The following is a 25,805-nucleotide window of genomic DNA, read 5'->3' as shown; positions in this document are numbered from 1 at the left end:
AAACTATTATATACGGAGATGAGGAGAATTACAATGTTTGTAGAATCTGCCTTGCATCAACTTAAAGTTGCTGTTGATACTTCTATTCAAATGCTTAACCAATATAATGAAGACACTTTAAAAATACGCCCCATTCACTCGAAGCGATCAGTATTTGAAATGTGTGCACATCTTTCTCTTATTTGCCATGCAGATCTACTCATTTTAAATGGGATTACGGAAAAACAACTACATACTTTCTATAAAGAACAAACACCCGAAACAATTACGCAAATACAACAAACGATGATACAGGGCTACGATTTACTTTCTAAAACTTTTTTATCCTATTCCAATGAACAATTAGCGGAAATGAAGACTGCTTATTGGGGGATTTCTTATTCACGCTTTGAATGGTTGCTTGAAATTGTTGCACACTTTTATCATCATCGTGGGCAAATTCATATTTTATTGTGTGAGCATACGAAAGATCCTCACATTCCTTTATTTGAATGATTTTTCACTCATTCATTATTTATAAATAGAGAAGCTATAAAACCAATAAAAAGTATCATTCCTAATAAAATAAATGTTTGGGCATAACTTCCTATTTTCATAAGATAAATAGAAATGATGGGTCCTATACTAGTGCCTAAAAATAAAATAAAGGTATAAATTGAAACTGCTATTCCCCTTGCTTTCCCTCCCAATTGGCCGACAAGAGCGACTAAAGACGGTACGGATATAGCAATACCTATTACAAAACAGACACTCATTATGACAAGAAGAGGCAAATACGAAACAAAGCCCATTGCGCTTAGACTAAAAATAGCGACTAGCAATCCACCTTGCAGAACCTTCCTTACTTCGAACCTCTTTGTTAAACGACCTGTAAGTGGTGACAGCAGCATACCAATTAGCCCCGCTAAGCGAAAATAAAGGATTTGTTCTGCAGTTAAATTATAAGTAGGAGAGCTCAAATAATTCCCTAAAACAGTATACATATTAACAAAAGCCATTAATAAAACAAACGAAATCATATAGCTCAATAATAAGCTTTTATGTGTAAAGACTTTACCTATCTGTTTAATCGGTCCCAAAATATCAGTATAAGATTGAGATATCTCCCCTTTCGGAAGAGAATACTGAATCCATACAGCAGTAATCATATAGACAATGCTAAGAAGAAAGAACACCATATGCCATCCAAAATGTTGACTAACAACCGTACTTATTACCTGCCCTACAATTCCAGCTACTAAAAAACCCGTACTAACAAATCCTATTGTTGTAACCTTTTTTTCTACTGGAAACATTTCTACAACGTAAGCTAACGCTACCGGAGAAAATGTAGCTGCTGCAATACCCTGTAAGCCCCTAAAAATAACAAGCCACAATATACTATCCACAAACCCTAAGGAAAACGAAATAATCGACAGAGCAAGTAATCCAATGAAGATCACTTTTTTCCGCCCATATTTATCAGAGATTGCCCCAAATAACAAGCAACCAATAGCAAAGCCAACAGAAAATATACTGCCTGTAGCTGCAGCTTGTGCTAGTGAAACATTAAAAAGTTCTGAAAATAGTGCAATTAAAGGGATTGTTACATATAAGCTAGACATCACTACCATACCCGACCAACATAATACAACGGTCATTATTGTATAATTCTTTTCACTATTTATTTCCTTTCCTATTTCCATCATAATATTTCTCCCTTATTACAATTTTTTATCAATTTAAAACCTCTAAAGCACGCTTACTTATTTTAATTACATCGTAAAAAACATGACAGATCATGAAATTAGTTAAACATATAATAAGGTAAGCTAATTATATTCTCAAATAAATAAGTTGATCCTCATAATCAACTTATTTACCTACCTTCTCCTAATTTCACCTGCATATTTACTTGCATTTTATTTAATAACCTTTCTAAAACTTGACGCTCTTCTTGATTAAAATCGTCAACTAACGAAGCGCAAGATAACCAAAAAGTTGGTAAAGAGTGCGTAACTAATTCTTTTCCTTTTGGAGTAATTTTCACTTTTAATCTTCTTCGATCTTTAGAATGATGGAATCTTACGATTAACTCTCGTTTCTCCATCCAATCTAATAGACCAGTGACAGAAGCACGTGTTATTCCTAATCGACTCGCAATATCCGAAGGACTCATGTTCACTTCTTCCCCATTTGATTCCATTTCACGCAAAATAAACAACAGTAAAAAATCTAATTTACTTTCCGATATACCAAGCGGAGCTAAATCTACGTCAACAGCATCTAGAACATTATCAGACGTCCATAACATTAACAAACCAAGTTTTGCTGCGATTGGATCCGTATCCGCTGATGCCGTCTTTTTTATTAACTCTGCATACGGTCCAATCCCTAAAGGAAGAGAATCATTTCTTGAATTCATCCATCTTCAGTCTCCTTTCTCTTTATTTAATTAGCTTACCTAACTACTTTTCATTATACTCATTTTTTTCCTTTTATTGCAAGAATATTGTTAGACAAAAAAATCCTGTAATTAAAACAGGATTTTTCAAACTGACTAGCTATTATTTTTCAATAAGACGAAACTCCTTTAAGGCAAAGGAAATACCACCTTCACTCGCCTTCTTTGTAACGAAATCAGCTCTTGTTTTTAACTCTTCTCCGCCATTCCCCATCGCGATACCTAATCCTACATACTGCAACATCTCAATATCATTTCCACCGTCGCCAAATGCAATCGCTTCTGATTTACAAATGTTTAAGTGACCTAATACCTTTTGAATTGCAGTTAGCTTCGATACTTTATTATCTTCCAATACGTTTATTACATAACCATGAAAACGGTCAAATGTAAGCATTGGGTATTTTTCAATAAATTTTTGAGATTCTATTTCATCTGCATACAGACATAAACAATAGACCTCTTCTGACAAATCCCTGCTTTTTTCAGGATATTTCTCTAAATTCAACGTCTCGCTAAGCGCTTGCATTACACGCTCATTATCCGAGGCTATTCCGTTCATTGCAAAATCCTCGGTAAAATAAGAAATACCGTGACCATGTAATTCAGCAAACTCCGAGATATCATGAACGATTTCACTAGAAAGTACTGATTTATGTAGAATTGTTTCTCCACACTTAATATGTGCACCATTTGCAGAAATAAACGTATTTATGCCTAGTTCCTTAAATTGCGAACATAAGCTATATGGTCTCCCTGTTGTAACAACTACGTGAATTCCTTTATCTATTAAACTTTGTATCGCTTCTTTTGTGCTTTCGTACATACTTCTATCAATCTCACTTAAAAGCGTACCGTCAACATCAAAGAACACTACTTTGTACATGGGTCTTTATATCCCGTCCAAATGATTCGTATCATTAATGAAATGTACCGTTTTTTGTTCCCCATCAATTTCAATTAAACTGATTCCCGTATCTCCCATTTTAAAGTAATAATCCATTGAGATTGGCATTTTGAAAAATGCACGTAATATACTATTTATTACACCACCGTGTGCAACAATTGCTATCCGTTCATAAGTATTCTCTGTCACGATTTTAGAAAAGATTCCTTCTATTCTCATTCTAAATTCAATAAATGACTCCCCGTTTTCAAAACGATCATGAAGAAACTTTGGCTCTGGATATTTCTTTGCTTCTTCAAATGAAAGACCTGCTTGTACCCCATTATTGAACTCCATTAATTCCTCTTCTAGTTGAATTGAGCATCCAATTCCTTCTGCTAATGTTTCACCCGTTTCGCGAGCACGTTTTAATGTACTTGCCCAAATGAAATCTGGCGGGAAATCCTCTTTCACCTTCCGTACAAGCCTTTGCACTTGCCATCTTCCTTTTTCTGTCAATTCAAAGTCAGCTCGTCCTTCATGTACATGTAAAATATCTGCTTCGGATTCACCGTGTCTTATTAGTAGTATTTGCATTCTTATTTCCCCTTCTCTCCTTAAAATCAAGATTAAATTTTAACATATTATTGAAATTTTTCAAAATAATAAAGTAATCCCCATTCATCTAAGAATGAAAAATGTACTCAATAAATTAATCCAATGATAAAAAATAAAAAGAGAAATGGCATCCCACTTCTCTTTTTCACTCTTATTGTTCTTTTGGTGTATCTGAAGAAGGCAATTTCTTCGCTTGTTTTTCTTTAAAGATTTCTCCAATCGCCCCAAGAGTACCAAGTGTCTCAATTGCATTAGACGGAATAAAGACTTTATTTGCTGGTCCTTTTGCAACCTCAATCAATGATTCAAATGATTTATAAGCAAGTACGCGTTCATCTAAATCTGCTGCACGAAGTAATTCAATTCGATTTTGTTCTGCTTTTGCAATTTCTTCAATCGCTCTTGCTTCCCCTTGCGCTTCTAGTTCCTTCGCTTCTTTTATACCTTCAGCTTCTCGAATACGTGCTTCTTTATCCCCTTCAGCCATTAATATTTTACTTTGCTTTTCCCCTTCAGCACGAAGGACTTTATCTTGTTTTGCAGCTTCCGCTTCTAATATGATCGCACGTTTATTACGTTCTGCTTTCATTTGTTTTTCCATTGATGCTTGCACATCTTTCGGCGGATTAATATCAACAACTTCAACACGTTCAATACGAACGCCCCATTTTTCTGTTGCTTCATCAAGTGCTAAGCGAATTTCTGTTGAAATTTTTTCACGACCAGATAACGTTTCATCCAGTTCCATTTTACCAATAATTTGGCGCATCGTTGCAGAAGTAATGTTACGAACACCATATTCATAGTTCGAAATACCATATGTCGCAAGTTCTGGTTCCACAATTTGATAGAAAATGATTGTATCAATTTCTACTTGTACATTATCTTTCGTAATTACCTTCTGCGGTGGTACATTCGTTTGTTGAATACGTAAGTCATGATATACACGAACGCGGTCTACAATTGGTATTAATAAATTTAATCCCGGCTGCATAATACGCTGAAACTTACCAAATCTTTCAACGACTCCAACTTTTTGCTGTGGAATAATTTTAATTGTTAATGCGATAAATGTAACAACAATTAGTGCGAAAATAATGGTTAATGTTAATGCTACTGCCATATTTATTCACTCTCCTTTTTCACTTGTAATATAGTACTATTCCTCTTTATAACAATAACTTTTTCTCCAGCATCAATTGGATCATCTGCAATAGCTGTCCAAGTATCTCCATCCACCTTCACAATACCATTCGCTTCACTTGTAATCGCTTGCATAACAATCCCTTTTTTACCGACTAACATATCTACTGTATCAGTAAAACCTTTTGCTTCTCGAAAGTTTTTTGAAATTCTTTTCGTAAAGAAAGTCAATGTTAAACTTACAATCGCGCCAGCAATAACTTGTAACAGTAGCGCATCAGGAGCAAACAAAGCAATTAGACCTCCGACAACAGCTCCAATTCCAAGCCAAAGCATATAAAACGTAATCGACAACATTTCTGCAATAAATAAAATACCCGCTATTATAAACCAAATTACCCAAGCAGCCATATACAACCCTCACTTTCTTTCTCATTTTCTATATGTATATGAAAAAAAGAATGGTTTATCCGCCCTTTCTTATACATGGGCGCTTACTACAAGCTATTGTACATATTCACTGTTATAATGAGTATTATTAAAATACTATATTAATATATTCTTCATTATACATGAAAATCCCTTTCAAAAAGTGACAAAAAATTAAATTCTTTCGAAAATTTAATTTCCAAATTATAATTATTCTGGCTAGTGAATTTTTTTTAAAAGAAAGGGGTGTATTTATTTGCAAAATCGTTCATTAACTTACTATTTAGGATCAAAAATATGCATTACTCTCGCTGACATCGTATACATCATGATTATTACAACCCATATGTATATCACAACTAAATCAGCAACATTAACTGCTCTGTTTCCATTACTCCAAGTCATAACTAATCTTATAGCAAATACATCTGCACCACTTATAATGAATCGTTTTCCATCTCATTCATTACTTTTTACACTACAATGGACAAAAACTGCTCTATTATTTTTATTAATGATATTATTCCCAGCCCTGTCCACAAACGTTGTAGCACTATTCATTTTCATTTTTTTCATTTCATTATGTAGCGGCTGGAGCGCACCATTATTATACAGTATCCTGCCTCGCCTTACACAAAAAGAAAAATTAGTAAAAGTAAATAGTATTTTTTCCTTTTCCACACAAATTGCGCAGGCCGCTGCTTTTTCATTTACAAGTGTTATTGTTATTCTAATCGGCGCCACTTCTACACTTATGATTAATAACATATTGATGATTTTTGGATGTGTTGCACTACACGTTTCATTATGTTCCATACATAATGAACGAGTAATAGAGCCTTCTTCTTCAAAAGGCACTGCTTTATTGGAAGGGTGGAAACTCTTATTTCAGAACCCGTCTCTCCGGATCGTTACATGTATGGACTTAATTGAAACTTTCGCAGGGACGATATGGATCGGTGCTATTACGATGGCTTATGTAACGACTGTCCTTCATAAAGGGGAAGAATGGTGGGGGTATATTAATACAAGTTATTATGTAGGGACGTTAATTGGCGGGATATTAGCGTGGAAGATGAGTACATACATTCAAAACAATTTAATACGTTCCATGGCGATAGGCTCTCTTATGTTTAGTATTCTTACATTTTTATATGGTATGACAAGTAGCGGGTTTATTGCGCTTTTTCTATGCGTTCTAATGGGTCCATGTTATCAAATTAGAGATATTTCTCAAACGACAGTGCTACAATCCAGTGTCGCCCCTACTTTACTATCAAAAATGTATACAGCTCATGGTGCACTCCTCTCTACAGCTTCTGGTCTTTCTATGCTTAGCGTTGGAATTATTACCGATTTATTTGGTGTTCGTACGATTTATATCATCGCTGCTTTTCTTATTTTATGCTCTGCTTGTTTATCTTTCAGCCTATTAAAATATCATAAGACAGATCAGAAAGATATTTCAATGTAATCAATAAAGCAAAAAGGACAGGAACTCCTGTCCTTTTTGTATATTCTATTTATGACAAACTCGGAATTTTTCTATGTTTTGTCGCTTGTTCAAAAGCGTATGCTAGTTTAATCAAGGTCCCCTCAGAAAAAGCCGTGCTTGCAAGAGTAATTCCAAACGGTCTCCCGTTATCCATATATCCTGCCGGTATTGCTATAGACGGATAACCCGCTTTCGCACATATAGTGGAGCCGATATAGGAAGGGAATAAAATTGCATCGAGATTATATTTTTCCAGTGTAAAGTCAATACCTTGTTCTTGCGAAAAATATATATCTTCTAATCTTGCGTTTATATATTCAGGATTCCTTAACGTATTGGGAAAATCTTTTCTTCCTTCTAACTTAGTTTGTCCATATTTTAAAGCTTTTTCAGCTATGTTTTCATTAAACGCCATTAACTCCGAAATAGAATGCACTGGAATAGTAGAAGGTAATTTAGAAAGATAGTTATCTAAACTATGCTTTAGTTCATAAAGCGGAACTCCCCAGCTCCATTCTCTATGAAAAGAAGGAATATCAATATTTTCTATTACTGTTGCTCCCTCACTACGCAACACCTCAATTGTTTCCTTAAACAATTGTTCATCGTACTCTCCAGTTTCATAATAATTTTTCGGTGCATTGCTAAATACACCAATCTTTGCTCCATGTAAGCCATTAACATCAAGATACTTTGTATAATCACGCTCTGCTATACCTTCACTTTTATAAGTAGCTACATCCTTCTCATCTACCCCAGTTAAACTCCCTAGCAAAATAGCGGCATCTGTTACTGTTCTAGCAAACGGACCGGCTGTATCTTGCGAATACGTAAACGGAATAATACCTCTACGACTAATTAAACCGACAGTCGGTTTAATACCAACTACAGAGTTTTGAACCGCTGGACTTAATATAGAAGCATCTGTTTCCGTTCCAACAGATACTACAGTAAAGTTAGCAGCAACTGCTATCGCAGATCCTGTACTTGAGCCACCAACAAACATATCATCCTCACCTGTACCGTAAGGGTTTATTGTTTGTCCACCTCTTGCACTATATCCAGCCCACATGTCAAATGACATTGCATTTGCTAATTCTGTCATATTTGTTTTTCCTATTATGACCGCTCCTGCTTCTCGCAGTTTCGTCACAAGAAATGCATCTTCACTACTAATATTTTGTTCCAAGGCAATCGTACCTGCACTTGTATGCATGGAATCATTCGTTTCAATATTGTCCTTAAGTAACACAGGTATACCATGTAATGGACCTCTTACACCTTTTATCTTTCTTTCATAATCTAACGCTTCTGCAATAAAGATTGCATCCGGGTTGATTTCTAAAATAGAATTAATTTTTGGTCCATCTTGATCATATCTTGCGATTCTATGAAGGTAATACATAACTAATTCTTTTGAAGTTAATTGCCCAGCTTCCATCGCTACTTGTATATCATGAATTGTTAATTCTTTTTGTAATCGTGCATTGAACTGAATCTCCATCGTCATTCTCCTTCTATAAATCCTTTTATTGATATCATGTATTTATTACTTGTTCATTTTCTCCGCTCCTCGTATATACAAATACAATCCCTTTAAAGGAATTCAACTTACCGATGTAAAAACCTTTTATTTCCTGAAAAATAAAAAAAGTCTGAAACGAATAAACTTCCGCTTCAGACTCTTTTACTACTTTACATATACCTCATCTAGCAAATGTAAAAACTCACCTTGTTTTCCGGCTAATTCAGGGCATTTTGCAATATCAATCCATTCGTAGCAAAATACTAAACCTTCATCTTCCTCACCAGCACTTACAATATGTTCCCAATCATCTTTTACATCTGTTAGTAACGTTACATGGAAGAAATGGCGCTTTTGATATTCTTTTTTGTCTTTCACAAGTATGATGTAATCGGCTAGGAATCTTTCTATGCATAAATGACGTAATCCAGATTCTTCTTGTACTTCACGTAAAAGTGCTGCTTCTAACGTTTCCCCTTCGTCAACTGTTCCCCCTGGTATTTGTATACCAGCTTCAGGTATATCACGATGTTTAAAAACAAGCAGTTGCATAACTCCTTCTTTTTCTCTTGTTACATATGCGTGTACTTTTTTCTTATATAACACCGTCATAATCCTTCTCTCCCCTCAATTGTTCACTACGTTACTTCTTCAAGTGTCAGTTGATTTTCATATAAATATGTAGCTTGTGGATTTCCCACATACCTCACATGCCATGGTTCATATCGATAACCTGTAAGCGATTCTTTCTCTTTTGTATATCGAATGACAAAACCAAATTTATGGGCATTTTCAGAAAGCCACTGCCCTTCTTTCGTTTCGCCAAAAATCGTCTCTAATTGAAACTTAGCAGATTGAGATGTAATATCCATAGCTAGACCAGTTTGATGTTCACTCGTTCCAGGAACTGCGCTAGACATCGCTGTTTTTGCTTCTCCATCTTGTTTTTTATACATCGTATTTAATGCTTTTTGTCGATCAAAAGATCTAAATCCAGAAACCGCAAAAAGAAAAACGCCCTCCTTATCAGCTTGCTGAAACATTTCCTCAAGCGCCCCTGCTGCTTCTTTCCTCATTTTTTTCTTTTCTTGATCACCTTCACTTGAGTAGCGCACTTTCGGAATAACTAAATCTGGCGGTCTATACCCATCTGGCAAACGCCTACTTTTATTTACAAGCACAAGCATCGAATTCGGATTACTAATGACCGCAATATCACCATCCATATTCGCAATCGTTTCTTTCGCTTTCGGAAATATGTTATTTACATTTACCTCACGCGCCTGCTTATCCTTATACATTTTATAATTGATTCCTGCTACTCCAACAATGAGTATCATCGCTACGATACCAAGTAGTGTCCATCTTTTTTTCATATAACGACCTCTTATTTTAATAATTTGGCCATTTCATACTCATCGATGTTCTCTCCATCGATAATAAGAGCAGCTCTTTTGACACCTTCTTTCTCGAATCCAGCTTTTGTATATAGTGTCTGAGCTCTTGTATTGTGGGCCATTACCGTTAATTCTAAACGCCATACATCATGTAATCTTGCCCACTTCTCAGCCTCTTTAAACAATCTCGTCCCAATACCTCGCCCGCTATACTCTTGCAAAATACCAATTACAATACTTGCTACATGTCTTTTTCTTTGAATATGATTTCCATTCACTAAAATAAACCCTACAATTCTCTCATCTTCAACTGCTACCAATATCGTAGCATACTTATTTTCTATAAAGCGATGAATCATCTGTTCTTGTTGCTCGGCTGTAAATTTTCTTTCTCCTGGTTCATATAGCATAAATTTCGTTTCTTCATCCAGTTGCCTACTTAATTGCAAAAATAGTGCTGCATCTTCTATTTTGATCTCCCTAATCACTTCTATCACCCTATCAGTTTCATAATAAAAAGTTTTCCTTGTAAAAAGATTTTCTCTACTTTCCTGAAAATCCCTTTGTAAATCTCCCAGTATAATTTGACAAATTTCGATATTACTATAACAACGACAAATTATGTCTATTCTGTGACGTCTCATCATGACAAAAAAACGTAAGTATTACACTCACGTTTTTTCAAATTCTTCCACTTATTTATGTTTCACTTTATCCATTCACCTTTTCTGCCTGCCAGAAATATTCACCAAACGCTTTAGCAAGGGCATCAATCGATCGATTTAGTTCTTCCTCTGTATTATCTACACCACCAACTTCAATTAATATCGCTTGCCCTGATAAGTCTTGATTGTAGACACCATTTCCTGTTTGGAATCCTTTTTGAATGACACCACGACTTACACCTGGATACTTCTTGCTAATCGCCTCATGTAAAGCCGTTGCTAATTGCAAGTTTTTTTCATAGTTTTTGTTTCCTTTCCCTACTACAAATGCAAGCTTCGCATATGATTTATCGCCAATGGTTTTTGTCGTAACATTCTTCCGAGCACTATCACGGTGTAAGTCGAAAAAGTACTGTAGTTCTTTATTGCCAGTCATTGCTTCTTGTACAATTTCCCGTGACATTTTGTAAGAACTATTACTATTTAACCCTTTACTAATCAACTTTTGGCCGATATCTGTCTTGTCGTTAGTAGCTCCGATCCCTTCGCTTACTAATTGCTCACGAAATCGATCGCCCACTATTGATATGTTCGTAACAGAACTGGTCGCTTTATTCGGATTTGGATCGTTTGCTAAATTAAGTAACGGCAAATAAGATTCCCAACTATGCGAATGATAAATAAACGCAACTTGTCTTTTTCCTGTCGTTTGAGCCGGTTGCTTTTTCTCTTTGTTCGTATCTGGCTTTTGAGCCTGTCCAGCTTCACCAGTCCGTTCTTTTACTACTTCTTCAAGTGGAACGCTCGACTCTATCGGTAAGTTAGAATAATTTGTCCCTTCACCCGCAATTACAATTTCTGTATCGTACTTTCCAAAACCAGGTAGCTCTTTACCGACAAAACTGCGAACATCGTTAAAGCGAATATTCGTAGCCATCGAAAAGAGAAAAGAAGAAATCGAAAAATCTTGATTTAAATTTCGATACTCCTGTGTAAAATAATGATTCTCTTTCCCAAGAACGTACATGTAACCATTCATCGATAGCTCATTTAACCAATTATATAAATACGTTGACTTTGTCTCTTTCATAGAAGTTACCATCATACTAATAAGAAAAAAAGTCGCAAGTACTGTAGCAATAATAAATAAAACTAACTTACGTACACTTGTGAATTTCACATAAAAAAAGCCTCGATTCATACTATCACCCTCTCTATTCCAAGTTATGTACAAGCTCTAGAGAATAGACCGTCTAAATTCCGGCTATATTGTTTATGAGGTGAAATGAATTGAAGCTACTAATAGGAACATTACCCATTGTACTATCATTTATTTTTTACTGGCTTGCTAAGCATCCTACAATCCGTGTTGCTCTACATATTTCAGCGTACTTAGCACTTTATGTACTCGGTACAAGTATTTCTATTAATATATACGATGTTTTAATACAAGATTTAGTTTTTATGACAAGCATTCATGGTATTTTACTAAATCCATTTTTTCTTATATCAGGAGCATATATAGGGATATACACTTTATACTTACTTTTGTCTTACATGATTATAAATATGAAACATGGAGCGTAATGAAATGCGACCACCATTCATCTGTCATATATGCAAAAAAAGAATTGCGCGAAAGAAAGATCTTATTACTGCCACATCGTACTTCCGCTTTTATTTATTTCACAGTGATTGCTTTAAACGACAGCAAGTGTTCATCTCACGATTCATCCCTGTGAATACACTTTTTAATTTCTTTCTTATTATATATGGACTTATTGTTGGCAGCATTCTTATGATTACAGAACACTCTATTATTTGGGCTATTTTCTTATTCCCCATTTTATATCGGTTTCTTTCCTATTATTATGTGGAACGTTTTTTCTCTACATAAAGTGCAGACTGTCCTCTCGGAATACTTAAACATTCCCACTCATTTTCTTTTAACATTTTACCGATGTAAATAATCTGTCCAATATGCAAAGCATAATGAGAAATTTGTCTTTCAATTGCTTGCATAACAGTCTGTGCTTCACCGCGAATATATACCGTCTGTAATAAATGTTCCGGCGTTAGGACATTCATCGTTTTAAAAACATATTCCCATCCTTCATTCCATGCTGTAAGAACCTCTTCCTTAGAATGATAGCCATCTTCAAATTCAGCATCTCGGTTACGATCTATTTTTTCACCATCAGACGTTAAAAAATCCGTCCATCTAGAACGCATATTACCGTGCAGATGCTTAATTATGATTGCTATGCTATTTGTTTCTTCATGAGAAGACCATTCAATCTGTTCATACGATAATTGCGAAAGTACCCTCTCTCCTTGTTTCTTTGTTGCTTTAAAATTTGAAATGGTACATTGTAAATATTCTCGTCCAATATCCATGTTCCCCCGCCTTTACACTAACTAATTTTCGTTCCATTTGGTAATTCCATATTCGGCTGCAGTAATACGACATCACCAGCTTCAGGTACTCCTCCTAAAACAAGTACTTCTGATTTAAATCCAGCTACACGTTTTGGCGGAAAATTTACAACAGCAGCGATTTGCTGACCGATTAAATCTTCTGGGGTATATCTCTTCGTAATTTGAGCACTTGACTGCTTAACTCCAAGCTCTCCAAAATCAATTTTCAGCTTAATGGCTGGAACTCTCGCTTCTTTAAATTCCTCAGCATGTGTTACAGTTCCAATTCTTACATCCAAAGTTAAAAAATCTTCAAAATTGGCCATTTTATCATTCCTCCCATTTATTACTTAGACAAAATGTAAAAATCACCTTTAAAAAAAGAAAGGCGCCTAAGCACCTTTCTTTTGTAGTTCACTTGATTCATTTGATTTATAGAAGAAGAAACCGAGAATCCCGCCAATACATGATGGGATTAACCACCCTATTCCTTCTTTATATAATGGTAACATTTGTAGTACGTTAGAAATCGCGTCAATTTTAATGTTCGCACTTTCTAAACCATCAAAGAAGCTAATTAACAATGCTCCAAAAATAGCTCCAATATAAATGGTATTACGCTTCCCAATCCATTTATGGAAGTAAGAAAGTACAATTAATACAATTGCAACTGGATAAATGATCATTAACACTGGTAAAGTAACTGCGATTAATTGTGTTAAACCTAGGTTAGATACAATTAAACTAAACACACATACCATTGTTACAATCGTTTTATGCGAAAGTTTTGGGAATAAGTTTGTAAAGAAGCCCGCACAAGCTGATGTTAATCCAACAGAAGTTGTTAAACAAGCAAGTATAATAACAAGTCCTAATAAAACTTTACCACTTGTTCCATATAACTCATTTACAACATTCGTTAAAATAAGCCCACCATTCTCTGATACACCAAGTGATGTACTTGTTGAACCAAGATAAGCAAGTGATAAATAGATTAAAGTTAAACCAAGTACGGCAATAATACCTGATACTACTGTTATTTTTGCAACTTCACTACTCTCTTTTATCCCTTTAGAGCGGATAACTTGTACAACGACAATTCCAAATACAAGAGCACTGATTGCATCCATCGTTAAATATCCTTGTATAAATCCACCAAAGAAAGCATTTTCTTGATATGCCGCTAGCGGCGCAGCTGGCTCTCCAATCGGATCAATAATTGCCTTTCCGACAATAACAGCGACAATCAATACTAACAATGGTGTAAGAAATTTTCCGAACCAATCCACTAATTTAGATGGATTTAATGATAGATACCACGTTATTCCGAAGAAAACTATTGTGAATAGAAACAGCATGTACCATTCTGAAACCATTGCCTCTGATAAAAATGGCTTCATACCCATTTCAAATGAAACGGCTCCCGTACGCGGAATCGCGAAAAATGGTCCAATCGCTAAATAACTAATCAATGGGAAAATAAACGCAAATATAGGGTGAACTCTAGAAGATAGCGCTTTCAAGTCCCCCTCTACAAACGCGACAGCTGTTACAGCTAATAGGGGTAATCCGACTCCCGTTACAAGGAATCCAATTGTAGCAATCCAAACATTCTCTCCAGCTTGTTGCCCTAAAACTGGTGGGAAAATTAAATTTCCTGCTCCTAAAAATAGTGCAAATAACATTAAACCAATTGCTATCGTATCACCTGGCCTTAAACGTCCCTTCATACTTTTCATTTGCATAGCACTTTTTCATTGTTTATCTCTATTTTCACAATATGCTATGCATCCTCCTCTCTGCTCAAGATGATAAAATATGCCCCTTACAAAGCAGTGTCTTTCTCCATAATTTCTCCATTCCCCTTATTCTTACTCTAACTATTAATTTTGATTTTTTTGAATATTTAACTCATTAGAGTGGTATTGCGTGGAGTATAGTTGTCAGACCTCTTTGTTTTTATCACACATATAGTAACATATTTAGTTGAAAAATAAAAACATATTTTCAAATTGATTTTTTTGAAAATCAAAATTATCTACATTTTTTATTCTTTTACACAAATATTGTTACAATCCCACCTTTTATCCTATCATTATTTTCAAATAACTTTATGCACGTAACATAGCAAAAGCCATCCAACATAATTAGATGGCTTTTGCATGTTACTCTATCGTTTCAACTTCACGTGGATTTTTCATCTCTTCCACATACACAACTCTAAATCCGTGATCTTCTAAATCTGTCAATAACGTCTCTAATTCACCGTCGTTAAACTCTTCTCCTAATGTAAACATAATTCTACGAACTAATAAGGCATCATTATCAAAAGTCATTAAACTTTGGATACCTGTATATTTTTTTAATACTGTCGATAATTTTTGAATGGCCCCATTATAATCTTGTGTTCCAATCATGACAGAATATTTACTAGAATGAACGCCCCAAGCATCTTCTAACAACTCAAAAACTTTTTTATGTGTTAAAATTCCAAGGAAAACTCCTTTTTCATCAACCACTGATAAATAAGGTAATTTTTTTATTGTAAAAAATACTTTAAAGAACGAAGAATCTTCTCTGACATATCCTTCTTTATCGTTTAATAATTGTACTACACTCTCCTCCAGCGAACCTTTATATTCTAAAATATCTACTTTATATATATTCCCTAAATATTTCTCTTTTTTTTCATCTAAAACTGGTACACACCGATAGCCAGTTTTATTTAAATGCTTCAGCGCTTCCCCTATTGTAATTGAACTTGAGCAAAATAGAACTTCCCTTTTCGGCACATAATTCCCTTTAATCCTCATAAACAGCCTCCTTATGTTAAAATACTTTCTGTGCCATAACTATATTATATTTTCAGAAAAAAATAAATAATTTATTTTACTTTTCTGAAAATTATTCATTTTCTTGTCATAATTTATTCACGTTTCATTCACTTATATCCCCTACAATACTAAACTTCTTTAAGAAAAATATATTGTAACTTACACAGAAAAAAGCTAAAATAAGAATAAGAATTTTCTGAATATTCTAAGAGTAGGTGATTACATGTCTTTATTGCGCTCACATATATGTAAATTTATCGTCGGTGTTCTCATTATTTTTATCATTAGTCCTATTCCTGCTTTATTCATTACACATAAATACTCATACATAACTGGGTTTATAAGTATTTTTCATAACTTCGCACAACTTTCTTCTATGACAATTCCAAAGATTGATTGGATGCACGAATCTATCTTTTTCTCAGCAAATCAGATGGTTCATACTTCGAATCATTCAACACCGTTATTCCCTTACATATGGGAAATATATTTTGTATCGATTGTTCGTTTTACCTTTACTCTTGCGATCGGATTCTTCATCAGTTTAGGGATCGGTCATTTATTTTTTAAAGCACCTCATTCGGTTAAGAAGTTCACTTCTTTATTAAGATGGATACCGTACTCTTTTTGTACCGTATTATTACAATGCTCAGTCTTATTTCTACTCCTATACATCGCAAAATTTATAAAACTTCCCTACTACTCATCTTTCATCATCGTTTGTAGTGCTTCCATGATTATCGTTATGCAAGCAATAAAAAAGTGGGTCCCTTTCTTAAGTAACAGAAATGAATATGAAATAAAACAATCTTCTTTCCTTGTAGATACATTGTTTTTGGCGCTTACTTCGAACCATAAATCTATTCTAGGTTCCATTATTCTTTCATTCGTTTTTATGGAATGCGTTTTTCATGCAAGCGGACTATTACAATTTATCGTTCAATTCGGCGGAAATGCACCTGTAATTGTCACAATTAGCTTACTGCTTTTGTATATCCCGTATTGCATACTCTCTTTCCTTCAAACACTATGGACGACAAATCATGTTAAACAACAATCATACGCTTTAACGAGAAGTATTCCAAAACCTTAATTTGAAATAACCCTCTAGAATCTGAAAGTGGAGGGTTATTCCTTTTGTATAGCGGACAAAATAACAGCAAATTCAAAAACTATTGCAGAAACATACCAATATTTACCCTTTTTCTTTGACTATTCTTTTCGTTTGGATTTATTATAAAAGTATAACATAATTGCAGGAGGTGACATCTTTATTCCAAACTACGGAATAGAGAACACACTTGGACATATTAAATATTTTTCTCATCTTTATACTTATCCTTATTTCAGGCTTTTTCGTTGCATCAGAATTCGCTGTTGTAAAAGTACGAAAAAGTCGAATTGACCAGCTTGCAAATGAAGGCAATAAACAAGCTTTAGCTGCAAGAAGTGTCCTATCTAATTTAGATGTTTATTTATCAGCTTGTCAGCTCGGGATTACGATTACTTCTTTAGGGCTTGGTTGGCTTGGTGAACCAACTGTGGAACATTTACTACGACCGCTCTTTGAAAAGATTAATATTACTGGAACAATGGCGAATACTTTATCCTTTATTATCGCTTTTAGTTTTATTACATTTTTCCATGTTGTATTAGGTGAATTAGTTCCAAAGTCTTTCGCCATTCAAAAAGCAGAAGCAATCACACTTAAGTTTGCACGACCACTTATTTTATTTGATAAAATTATGTATCCATTCATTTGGTTACTTAATAGTGCAGCTATCTTTTTCACAAAACTACTCGGATTAGAGCCTGCGAAAGAAAATGAACTTGCGCATTCTGAAGAGGAACTACGCCTTATTTTAGGTGAAAGTTTCAAAAGCGGTGAAATAAACCAAACCGAATATAAATATGTGAATAATATTTTTGAATTTGACGACCGAGTTGCAAAAGAAATTATGGTCCCTCGTACAGAAATGATTTGCTTATCTACTGAAAATACGTTAGAAGAAAATATGAATATCGTCGCAACTGAAAAGTTTACACGCTATCCGATCATCGAAAAAGATAAAGATGATATTATCGGTATGATCAATACGAAAGAAGTATTTCACGATCAAACGAAAGGCATTCATAAGCCACTTGAATCTTACATACATCCAGTACTAACTGTATTTGAAACTGTTCCAATTCGCAAAACACTCGTACATCTACAAAAGAATCGTGTTCAGATGGCAATCGTTATGGATGAATATGGTGGTACTGCTGGACTTTTAACAATGGAAGATATTCTTGAAGAAATCATTGGAGAAATTCAAGATGAATTTGATGCAGATGAATCACCTATGATTGAAAAACGTACGCCGAAGCTTACTGTTTTAGACGGGAAGGTGCTCATTTCTGAAGTAAATGATATGTTTGGCCTACATATTGATGATAGCGATTTAGATACAATTGGAGGCTGGTTCCTCTCTCAAGCAGTGGACTTAAATATTGAGGCTGGGTATTTCATTGAATTTGCCGGTTTTCAATTTAAAGCACTAGAACTTGATGGACATCAAGTGAAAAAAATTGCGGTACATAAATTAGACACGAAGAAGGAGTTATAAAGTGACAGTATTATTAACAATCTGTATCATTGCCTGTTTCATTGTTTCATTTCTCGCCTTTATTTACCCTATCATTCCAGGCATCCTTGCTGTATGGGCTGGATATTTCATTTACCATTTTGGTATAAATGGCGGAGAACTAACAACTTCCTTTTGGATTATTCAAGTCATTTTCACACTTTTCATTTTCGTTGCTGATTTTATCGCAAATGGATATTTCCTAAAGAAATATGGGAGTTCTAAATGGGGCGAACGTGTCGGTATGATTTCTATCATTGTCGGCTCTTTCTTCTTCCCACCATTCGGTTTAATTATCATACCGTTCTTATCGGTATTTATTACAGAACTCATGCATAAAAAAGCGCCAAAAGACGCCTTTCTAGTAGGAGTTGCTACTGTAGTTGGTTTTTTAAGCAGTACAGTAGCGAAAGCCATTCTCCAAATCATTATGATTATCATATTTGTATGTTATATCATCTTTTAACCATCCCAATTTCGGGATGGTTTTTTAATAGGAAATTCCGACTCGACTATTCTCATATTTGTTTTCACTACATAGATTCCACGTAAATTGCGCTGTATCACCAACTGTTATTTTCGCTCCACCTTCTGGTAATACATCTTTTTCAGTTCGATATACCCCTGTCACATCACCGTCTATTAAATGCGTCGGACAAACGACCGTCCAACATAAATTACTACGACTAAGTATCTTATATGCAGCTAAATGATCTTCTGCTGCTGTTGTCGTTTTCCTTTTTGATTCAGTTGATTGAAAACGATATAAATTTAAATTTGTTCTCGCTTGTAAAATACCAGCTGTTCCTATTGTAATGATTTTATGAACTCCTTCTTCTTTCATTTGCTTTATAATTTGTGGCATACTCTTCGCTAATGTCCCATTTTGATCCGTACCAAGTGCACTAATTACTATATCGCTTCCTTCTATCGCTTTCTTTATATCATTTTCATTCCATACATTACCTTCTATGACTCGTAACCTTTCATGATGTATTTCCATTCTATTTACATCACGCGCTAATGCAGTCACTTCAGCTGAATCCTTTAATGCTAATTTTATTATGTTTGAACCTACTCGCCCAGTTGCTCCCAATATACATACTTTCATTTGTTTTCCCCCTTTTCATTCTTTCTCTATTTTTCAATAATCTCACTCAATTTACAACAAAAAAGCTTCCTCATATTTAGGAGGAAGCTCTATTATTATTATTTTATTTCTTTTCTTTAGAATCCGTAGACTTCTCAGTTCCACTTGTTTCTTTATCCTTTTTGTCCTCTTGTTGTGTTGTTGTATCGTCTTCTTTCTTCTTGTCCTCACCTTTACTACAACCTACCATTAATAAAGAACTTGCAAGTGCCATAGCAGTTAATGATTTAACCCATTTGTTCATTTGCGTTTCCTCCTTTAGATAGAATATGTACAACCCCATATTACTCTCTATTTTTAAAGGAAAGATTGAAAAATAGTAAATAAACGGTAAACTTTTGTAAATTTTCCGATAATACATATAGACTCCTATTCTTTTTTCTCCATGAAAAGTAAAAAACTAAGGCGCCTATCTTTCCGTCTTAGTTTCTTATGCAAACTTTTCATTTTCATATACATGTTTAATCTTATACTCTTTCTTCACAACATATTGCCATACACTATAGGCATAACGGTTCATTTTCAGGAAGCAATTTTCTAAAAAAGAGCGGAATTCCGGATTCGCAACTTCAACTGACACTTGAGCGAACTTTAGTGATAACCGTTTTAAATGCGAAATATAACAAGTTGCAATATGGACATCCCCTGTATATTTACTATCAGTTTCCTTTTCCATTTCATGAAAATGAAATGGAATTGGTTCACAAGTTATATGCTGTACATTCTCTCCTTCTTGAAAATTCACTTGTTCATTATATGCTTGCAACATATAAGGTAAATGCTGCTGTAATAGCTCCTTTAATTCTTCGTCTCTTACCTTTCCTGTATACTCCCCAACCTTATTTATAAGCATATAACTATACCTCATTAATTCTTTCATACAATCCATGAAAGTACCTCCCTTCTCTTTTGTATATACACTATAAATATGATGCTATAACATTTGCTATTCTTGCTAAAAACCAATCCCATTTACTAATTTTCTCAAAATCTTCTTTCGAAAATTTTTTTGATTTATGAAAATCTACTTTTAATCGGTTCCATACGTCAGCAACAACTTTTTTATCATATATGAGACAATTAGATTCACAATTTAAATAAAAACTTCTATTATCAAAGTTCGCTGTACCTATATCGACAATTTCTCCATCAATGATCGTTACTTTCCCGTGAAAAAAACCATTTCGATATTGATAAATTTCTGCTCCAGCATCGTTCATATCTTTCAAATATGGATAAGCCGCTTGTTTTAACAATACCGCATCACTTTTAAATGGTACGAGAATTTTCACATTGACACCGCGATGTAATGCATCTTTTAACTCATTTATCATTTCTTTACTTGGTACAAAATATGGCGTAGCAATAATTAAAGACTTTTTAGCCTGTTTTAAAAGCCCTCCATATTTCTCCCATAAACCTTTTCCATCTGAAAATAAATATTGATAATTCACACCCCCTATTGCAGGTGAACTTTCATGTACAGGCATTATTTCTCCTGTATCTTCTTTCCAGTCAGCAGCAAATTTTCTTTCCATATCGGTAGCACCATTCCCATTGACTCGTACATGATAATCACGCCACGGACCAAATTTTGGATTTTGTCCAAGGTACTCCTTTCCAATATTAAAACCGCCGACGTATGATATCTTCCCATCTATCGTAACAATACGTCTATGATTCCGTTGATGCAATGAATAGAATACATGTTTCAGTTTAAGCTTTTTACTAAACGTAAACTGGACACCGTTTCTTTTTAATTGACGAATTATCTTTTTCTTCAGCTTATATCCACCTATTCGATCGACTGACAATTTTACTTCTACTCCGCTCGATGCCTTTTTCTCGAGCAACTGCAAAAATTCTTGGCTTATTTCATCTTTACCTACAATATAAAAATGGATATATATGTACTTTTCTGCATTACGTATATCCTCAAATAAATTCTTATATAACTCTTCGCCGTTCGTATATAGTTGAAAGTCACCTAATCGAACTTGTCCTAATTCATATTCACTAGCCATTTTTTTCCCCATTTCCACATCGATGTTCATCCAAATGAATACACCTACTAAAAAAAGGAGTACAGCGAAAAAGTGTTTCATGGATATTTTCCTTTCTCCACTTACTGTTATTTCTATATCTTCCCTTTTTTAATACATTATCATTCAAGAAAATATGTCATTCCATGATATATGTCCATATCAAACGATAGCTCATTTGCATATTGTATGTTGTATCTTAAAATAAAAGGAGGAAATAACAATGGGCTTCGCACAAGGTAATGGATTCGCGCTATTAGTCGTATTATTTATCCTCTTGATCATCGTCGGTGCTGCTTGCTTCTGCTAAGTAGTTATCTTCGTATGATATGTGGATGAAAAAACTATAAAAGCGGACACCTATTTTTAGGTGTCCGCTTTTCATATGAAAAACATATCAGTCCGTTATAATACCTTTAACGACTACATATTCAATTCAAAAAGTTAGTAATGTAGCTACTTTCTTACTCTCTGCCTTACGTATATGGCGTTGTTCTGCACGCAACACAGCAATGCGATGTAATTCTTTCTCTTCTTCTGTTTCAGGGATTACTCGAGGAACTGGAACCGGGTTATTCTCCTTACTAAGTGCAACGAATGTAACAAATGATGTTGCTGCTATACGTTTCTCACCTGAAATTAGATCTTCTGCTACTACCTTCACAAATACTTCCATAGAAGTTCTACCCGTCCAAATTACAAAAGATTCATAACTAACACAATCTGAAGAGCGAACAGGATGTAAGAAATCTACCCAATCCATAGATGCTGTGACACATTCTTTTCTTGCATGCCTCGTTGCTGAGATAGAAGCAACCATATCCATCTCGGCTAATATTTTCCCACCAAATAGCGTATTATGATCATTTAAATCTGTTGGAAATACTCGGCTCGTTTTAAACACTCTGGATTCATTAGCTGTTTTTCCCTTTACTTCAGTCATTGTTATCACCTCTTTGATTATTTAATCCACTATTTGCAGGCAGTGAACTACCCACCACAAAATTCGGCTGGAGCAAAGAAATTCGGTAAGAGTTCCATTTCCCATTAACATTAGAACAGTATGAACTTACTATCACTACACGTTTAATATTAACAACATTCAGAACTCTTAGTCCACAAAAAAGAACCGATGTGATCAATCGGCTCCTCTAAATACATATTGTTCTTTCGGCTGTTCAACTTTATTCCATTTCGTTACTTCTAAAACCGGAATGTTCGCATGGAATGGCTGATAAAATTCCGTTGCTATTTCTCCTTCAACTTGAATCCAATCATCATTGTTCCATTCTACTCCTTCTGGTTTTTTCACTAACATACCATATACACCAGAATCCGCTACACAATGTATAATACCGAAACGGAATAAGAAATATTGTTCTTTTTTAGAAGAATCATCTTTGAAAACAAACCCTTTAAAAGATAATTTTTTCCCAGTAAACTCGCCAGGATAATTATAAATTGTTTCCATCCCTTTTAGGAAATCTTCATCTTTTAAAGTAATACTATCTTTCGTAACGAACTCTTTTTTCCCTTTTTCCATTACACCACGGTATCCTTCTTTCCCGTAATAAATGCTCGTGTCAGGTCTTAGAAATTGCCTTGTCATAAATGGATCTTTACTTTCTGCTTGCGCAACAGGAAAATGAAACCCTTTCGCCTTAACAATATCTGAATCTAACGTTGCAATTGGGAAAAACAATCCTGAGACTATCGGAAAACAAAACAATGTGTACGAAAATGCTTTTTTCCACCATGTATTCTCATCTTTTGAATGATCATGTCCGCAATGGCTATGATCGCAACCACAATTGTGCTGTTCTTTTTCTCTTTCTTTTTCTTTTTGATGTTCTTTTTGGAAAACGATAATAATTTGAACGACCGTTAAAAAACCTAAAATAATAGCTGCTGTTTTTGATAAATAGGCATACTTCATATTGATATACTTCGTAATATTACCTGAAATATGAAGCTGCGCGATTAAGATTGTAAAACCTAATAATATATATGCTCGAAACATAACCTACCACCCCATCGCATAAATGAGTAGTGAGCTTGCATAAACAACAAGTGTAACTGTAACTGTAACGACAATTACAAATTTCGTTTTAAATGTTGCAAGCATCATAAACATATTTTTAATATCCACCATCGGTCCGTATACGAGGAACGCGACAAGTGATGCTGTTGAAAATGTACTTTGGAATGACGAAGCAATAAATGCATCCGCTTCTGAACAAAGTGATAAAATGTAAGCAAGTCCCATCATAACAGCTGGTGAAGAAAACGGCCCTTGTCCTATAGCAAGCAGTGTTGAAGTTTGTACGAACGTTTGAACTGCAGCTGCAATTAAGGCACCTAATACTAAATATTTTCCCATCGAGAAAAATTCCTCAACAGCATGCGTACATACATCCCACATTTTTTTACGTAATGGACGCTTATGATTCACTTCTGGGAAGTGATCATCTCTTAATTGATGTTCTTTAAACTTAAATGATAATATAATTCCAACGATAATTGCTACGATAATCGCTACAATAGAACGATACCATACCATGTGCATACTACTTCCAAAAGCAACATATGTTGCAAATAATACTACCGGATTAATAATTGGCCCAGTCAACATAAATGCAATCCCGGCATATGGCGGAACCCCTTTTCCGATTAATCGTCTTACGATCGGAACAATTCCACATTCACAGCCCGGAAACATCATACCTAAAAAAGTAGCCATTAAAACAGACAGAAAACGGTTTTTCGGCATCCATTTTGCTACCATATCCTCTGTCACAAACATTTGAATGAATCCTGAAATAAATACACCAATGAGCACAAAAGGAAGTGCCTCGATTAATATGGAGATAAAGATTGTATTCATTTGCAGGAATGCTTTCGGTAATTGAAACAATTCCATGATGTATTTCCTCCAACTTTTCATTAACAATATGTAATTTTAACCCCATTTTATGAATTGGACAAGACTTATACGGAATTCACCTCTTTCATATACATTACATTTTACAAATTATATTCTATTCAAAACTTTGGATTCCATAGCAAAAAAGCTGCTCTAGCGCAGTTATACAACTATGCTAGAGCAGCTTTCTTCTCATTAAAAGTAACGTTTCTTCCAAAAAACAAATGCTAATGTGAAAGATAGTGTTACACATATTATGAGTACAATTACAAAACCATGTGCTTCCCCTTCAAATGGAACCTTTACGTTCATTCCAAAGAAACTAGAAACCATCGTTGGTAATGATAAAATGATTGTAATAGACGTTAACAGTTTCATAACACTATTTAAATTATTTGATATAACGGAGCTAAAAGTATTCATCATTCCACTTAAAATGTGACTATATATTTCCGCCATTTCAATAGCCTGTTTATTTTCAATTAATACATCTTCTAATAAATCTTGATCGTCTTCATACATTTTTAAAAATGTACTGTTACGCATTAATTTTTGAATAACAATTTTATTCGCCTTTAATGATGTTGTAAAGTAAACTAAACTTTTTTCAAGGCCTAGCAATGTGAAAATCTCTTTATTTTTCATCGACTTATTTAATTGATGCTCTAAATCGATTGTTTTTCTGTTAATTTGCTTTAAGTATCTTAAATAATAAGTAGAAATCGTATATAAGAGCTGAAGTGCAAAGCGTGTCTTTTTAAACGTATAAAATTCTTTAATACGTTGATTAATAAAACGTTCAAAAATTGGATTTTCTTCTAAACAAATTGTCACAAAGCAATCTGGCATGACAATCATACCTATAGGAATCGTGTCATAAATCGAATTTCCTTCTTCATCATGTCTAACTGTTGGAATATCCACGATTATTAAAGTATTACTATCTTCCTTTTCAATACGAGAGCGTTCTTCGTCATCTAAAGGGTCTTTAATGAAATCTAAGTCTACATTTAAAGTTTGTACTAGATATTGAATTTCTTCTTCCGTTGGATGAAGTACATTAATCCAGCAACCCTTTTGCATTTCCTCAACCTCTTGTAGTTTTCCGTTTCGGTCTGTTAAATAAATATTTAACATACTATCACCCCGATTCTTTTTACATGTAGGAATCTACCTCTCTTACAGAACAGTTTTTGAACCGCCATTCTCA

General features: G+C 34.5%; 31 protein-coding genes. 8 read left to right on the top strand and 23 right to left on the bottom strand.

Translation table 11 applies throughout. The annotated features are described in order from the left end of the window. Positions 1-33 precede the first annotated feature (33 nt). On the top strand, positions 34-495 hold the full coding sequence (locus MHB74_RS10355) for a DinB family protein (protein ID WP_061676415.1): 462 nt from the start codon (positions 34-36) through the stop codon (positions 493-495). 8 nt (positions 496-503) lie between these two features. Here MHB74_RS10355 and MHB74_RS10350 read toward each other — a convergent pair whose 3' ends face one another. The 6 genes from MHB74_RS10350 to MHB74_RS10325 all read right to left on the bottom strand — a co-directional run bounded on the left by MHB74_RS10350 (position 504) and on the right by MHB74_RS10325 (position 5,501). Then, positions 504-1,685, bottom strand: a complete 1,182-nt coding sequence (locus MHB74_RS10350) for an MFS transporter (protein WP_061676496.1) — start codon at positions 1,683-1,685, stop codon at positions 504-506. A 173-nt stretch (positions 1,686-1,858) separates the two neighbouring features. Next, positions 1,859-2,404 carry a MarR family winged helix-turn-helix transcriptional regulator gene (locus MHB74_RS10345; RefSeq protein ID WP_061676416.1) on the bottom strand — a complete coding sequence of 182 codons (546 nt, stop codon included), beginning with the start codon at positions 2,402-2,404 and terminating at the stop codon, positions 1,859-1,861. 142 nt (positions 2,405-2,546) lie between these two features. Next, a complete protein-coding gene (locus MHB74_RS10340) occupies positions 2,547-3,329 on the bottom strand; it encodes a Cof-type HAD-IIB family hydrolase (protein ID WP_061676417.1) in 783 nt (260 codons plus the stop codon). A 6-nt stretch (positions 3,330-3,335) separates the two neighbouring features. Beyond that, on the bottom strand, positions 3,336-3,926 hold the full coding sequence (locus MHB74_RS10335; RefSeq protein WP_061676418.1) for a histidine phosphatase family protein: 591 nt from the start codon (positions 3,924-3,926) through the stop codon (positions 3,336-3,338). Between the two features lie 172 nt (positions 3,927-4,098). Continuing rightward, the gene (locus MHB74_RS10330; RefSeq protein ID WP_000257392.1) at positions 4,099-5,070 is read right to left on the bottom strand and encodes an SPFH domain-containing protein; all 972 of its coding nucleotides are present in this window, start codon (positions 5,068-5,070) and stop codon (positions 4,099-4,101) included. 2 nt (positions 5,071-5,072) lie between these two features. Beyond that, positions 5,073-5,501: an NfeD family protein gene (locus tag MHB74_RS10325; RefSeq protein WP_061676419.1), complete on the bottom strand. Its 429-nt coding sequence runs from the start codon at positions 5,499-5,501 to the stop codon at positions 5,073-5,075. A gap of 274 nt (positions 5,502-5,775) precedes the next feature. Between MHB74_RS10325 and MHB74_RS10320 the strand changes: the two genes are divergently transcribed. Next, on the top strand, positions 5,776-6,993 hold the full coding sequence (locus MHB74_RS10320) for an MFS transporter (RefSeq protein WP_061676420.1): 1,218 nt from the start codon (positions 5,776-5,778) through the stop codon (positions 6,991-6,993). 49 nt (positions 6,994-7,042) lie between these two features. Here the strand turns inward: MHB74_RS10320 and MHB74_RS10315 are convergent, their stop codons facing one another. From MHB74_RS10315 to spoIIP, 5 genes are all read right to left on the bottom strand, one after another. Next, complete coding sequence (locus MHB74_RS10315; RefSeq protein WP_061676421.1) at positions 7,043-8,518, bottom strand: amidase family protein; 1,476 nt, start codon at positions 8,516-8,518, stop codon at positions 7,043-7,045. A gap of 186 nt (positions 8,519-8,704) precedes the next feature. Beyond that, positions 8,705-9,151, bottom strand: a complete 447-nt coding sequence (locus MHB74_RS10310) for an NUDIX hydrolase (RefSeq protein WP_061676422.1) — start codon at positions 9,149-9,151, stop codon at positions 8,705-8,707. Positions 9,152-9,177: 26 nt separating this feature from the next. Then, positions 9,178-9,915: a M15 family metallopeptidase gene (locus MHB74_RS10305; RefSeq protein WP_061676423.1), complete on the bottom strand. Its 738-nt coding sequence runs from the start codon at positions 9,913-9,915 to the stop codon at positions 9,178-9,180. 11 nt (positions 9,916-9,926) lie between these two features. Continuing rightward, positions 9,927-10,424 carry a GNAT family N-acetyltransferase gene (locus MHB74_RS10300; protein WP_061676424.1) on the bottom strand — a complete coding sequence of 166 codons (498 nt, stop codon included), beginning with the start codon at positions 10,422-10,424 and terminating at the stop codon, positions 9,927-9,929. A 223-nt stretch (positions 10,425-10,647) separates the two neighbouring features. Then, positions 10,648-11,802, bottom strand: coding sequence for a stage II sporulation protein SpoIIP (gene spoIIP / locus MHB74_RS10295; protein ID WP_061676425.1), 1,155 nt, complete (start codon positions 11,800-11,802; stop codon positions 10,648-10,650). Between the two features lie 89 nt (positions 11,803-11,891). Between spoIIP and MHB74_RS10290 the strand changes: the two genes are divergently transcribed. Both MHB74_RS10290 and MHB74_RS10285 read left to right on the top strand, forming a co-directional pair. Continuing rightward, a complete protein-coding gene (locus MHB74_RS10290; protein ID WP_061676426.1) occupies positions 11,892-12,188 on the top strand; it encodes a hypothetical protein in 297 nt (98 codons plus the stop codon). A gap of 4 nt (positions 12,189-12,192) precedes the next feature. Next, the gene (locus tag MHB74_RS10285) at positions 12,193-12,498 is read left to right on the top strand and encodes a permease (RefSeq protein ID WP_141658030.1); all 306 of its coding nucleotides are present in this window, start codon (positions 12,193-12,195) and stop codon (positions 12,496-12,498) included. Here MHB74_RS10285 and MHB74_RS10280 read toward each other — a convergent pair. The 4 genes from MHB74_RS10280 to cbpA form a co-directional block, all read right to left on the bottom strand. Further along, a complete protein-coding gene (locus MHB74_RS10280) occupies positions 12,471-12,998 on the bottom strand; it encodes a DUF1572 domain-containing protein (protein WP_061676427.1) in 528 nt (175 codons plus the stop codon). The two genes, MHB74_RS10285 and MHB74_RS10280, sit on opposite strands and share 28 nt — an antisense overlap. A 17-nt stretch (positions 12,999-13,015) precedes the next feature. Next, a complete protein-coding gene (csaA, locus tag MHB74_RS10275) occupies positions 13,016-13,345 on the bottom strand; it encodes a chaperone CsaA (protein WP_061676428.1) in 330 nt (109 codons plus the stop codon). Between the two features lie 66 nt (positions 13,346-13,411). Further along, entirely contained in the window at positions 13,412-14,749 is a 1,338-nt protein-coding gene (gene brnQ4, locus MHB74_RS10270) for a branched-chain amino acid transport system II carrier protein BrnQ4 (protein ID WP_412783811.1), read from the bottom strand. Positions 14,750-15,184: 435 nt separating this feature from the next. Beyond that, positions 15,185-15,832: a cyclic di-AMP binding protein CbpA gene (cbpA, locus tag MHB74_RS10265; protein WP_061676430.1), complete on the bottom strand. Its 648-nt coding sequence runs from the start codon at positions 15,830-15,832 to the stop codon at positions 15,185-15,187. Positions 15,833-16,076: 244 nt separating this feature from the next. Between cbpA and MHB74_RS10260 the strand changes: the two genes are divergently transcribed. From MHB74_RS10260 to MHB74_RS10250, 3 genes are all read left to right on the top strand, one after another. Then, positions 16,077-16,946: a hypothetical protein gene (locus MHB74_RS10260; RefSeq protein ID WP_061676431.1), complete on the top strand. Its 870-nt coding sequence runs from the start codon at positions 16,077-16,079 to the stop codon at positions 16,944-16,946. 208 nt (positions 16,947-17,154) lie between these two features. Then, positions 17,155-18,462 (top strand): hemolysin family protein, encoded by a 1,308-nt coding sequence (locus tag MHB74_RS10255; protein WP_061676432.1) that lies wholly within the window; start codon positions 17,155-17,157, stop codon positions 18,460-18,462. A gap of 1 nt (position 18,463) precedes the next feature. Next, entirely contained in the window at positions 18,464-18,946 is a 483-nt protein-coding gene (locus MHB74_RS10250; protein ID WP_000217326.1) for a DUF456 domain-containing protein, read from the top strand. A gap of 24 nt (positions 18,947-18,970) precedes the next feature. On the opposite strand, the gene MHB74_RS10245 is transcribed toward MHB74_RS10250, so the two are convergent. The 4 genes from MHB74_RS10245 to cls form a co-directional block, all read right to left on the bottom strand. After that, complete coding sequence (locus MHB74_RS10245; RefSeq protein ID WP_061676433.1) at positions 18,971-19,591, bottom strand: NAD(P)-dependent oxidoreductase; 621 nt, start codon at positions 19,589-19,591, stop codon at positions 18,971-18,973. A gap of 103 nt (positions 19,592-19,694) precedes the next feature. Then, the gene (locus MHB74_RS10240) at positions 19,695-19,874 is read right to left on the bottom strand and encodes a hypothetical protein (RefSeq protein WP_001045960.1); all 180 of its coding nucleotides are present in this window, start codon (positions 19,872-19,874) and stop codon (positions 19,695-19,697) included. A 186-nt stretch (positions 19,875-20,060) separates the two neighbouring features. After that, positions 20,061-20,519, bottom strand: coding sequence for a spore coat protein (locus MHB74_RS10235; protein ID WP_061676434.1), 459 nt, complete (start codon positions 20,517-20,519; stop codon positions 20,061-20,063). Positions 20,520-20,550: 31 nt separating this feature from the next. Next, on the bottom strand, positions 20,551-21,735 hold the full coding sequence (gene cls / locus MHB74_RS10230) for a cardiolipin synthase (RefSeq protein WP_061676435.1): 1,185 nt from the start codon (positions 21,733-21,735) through the stop codon (positions 20,551-20,553). A gap of 160 nt (positions 21,736-21,895) precedes the next feature. Here cls and MHB74_RS10225 point away from each other — a divergent pair, with 160 nt between their 5' ends. After that, positions 21,896-21,982 (top strand): YjcZ family sporulation protein, encoded by an 87-nt coding sequence (locus MHB74_RS10225; RefSeq protein WP_071721689.1) that lies wholly within the window; start codon positions 21,896-21,898, stop codon positions 21,980-21,982. A gap of 126 nt (positions 21,983-22,108) precedes the next feature. Here the strand turns inward: MHB74_RS10225 and MHB74_RS10220 are convergent, their stop codons facing one another. The 4 genes from MHB74_RS10220 to MHB74_RS10205 all read right to left on the bottom strand — a co-directional run bounded on the left by MHB74_RS10220 (position 22,109) and on the right by MHB74_RS10205 (position 25,732). Further along, positions 22,109-22,615, bottom strand: a complete 507-nt coding sequence (locus tag MHB74_RS10220; RefSeq protein WP_000141167.1) for an acyl-CoA thioesterase — start codon at positions 22,613-22,615, stop codon at positions 22,109-22,111. Positions 22,616-22,810: 195 nt separating this feature from the next. Next, positions 22,811-23,692 carry a TIGR03943 family putative permease subunit gene (locus MHB74_RS10215; RefSeq protein ID WP_061676437.1) on the bottom strand — a complete coding sequence of 294 codons (882 nt, stop codon included), beginning with the start codon at positions 23,690-23,692 and terminating at the stop codon, positions 22,811-22,813. 3 nt (positions 23,693-23,695) lie between these two features. After that, positions 23,696-24,592 carry a permease gene (locus MHB74_RS10210; RefSeq protein ID WP_061676438.1) on the bottom strand — a complete coding sequence of 299 codons (897 nt, stop codon included), beginning with the start codon at positions 24,590-24,592 and terminating at the stop codon, positions 23,696-23,698. Positions 24,593-24,790: 198 nt separating this feature from the next. Then, on the bottom strand, positions 24,791-25,732 hold the full coding sequence (locus tag MHB74_RS10205) for a magnesium transporter CorA family protein (RefSeq protein WP_061676439.1): 942 nt from the start codon (positions 25,730-25,732) through the stop codon (positions 24,791-24,793). Positions 25,733-25,805: the final 73 nt, after the last annotated feature.

It is taken from the genome of Bacillus sp. FSL K6-0069, from assembly GCF_038007785.1.
In the GTDB taxonomy this organism is placed as follows: Bacteria; Bacillota; Bacilli; order Bacillales; family Bacillaceae_G; genus Bacillus_A; species Bacillus_A mobilis.
This window is presented reverse-complemented; position numbering and strand designations above follow the sequence as displayed.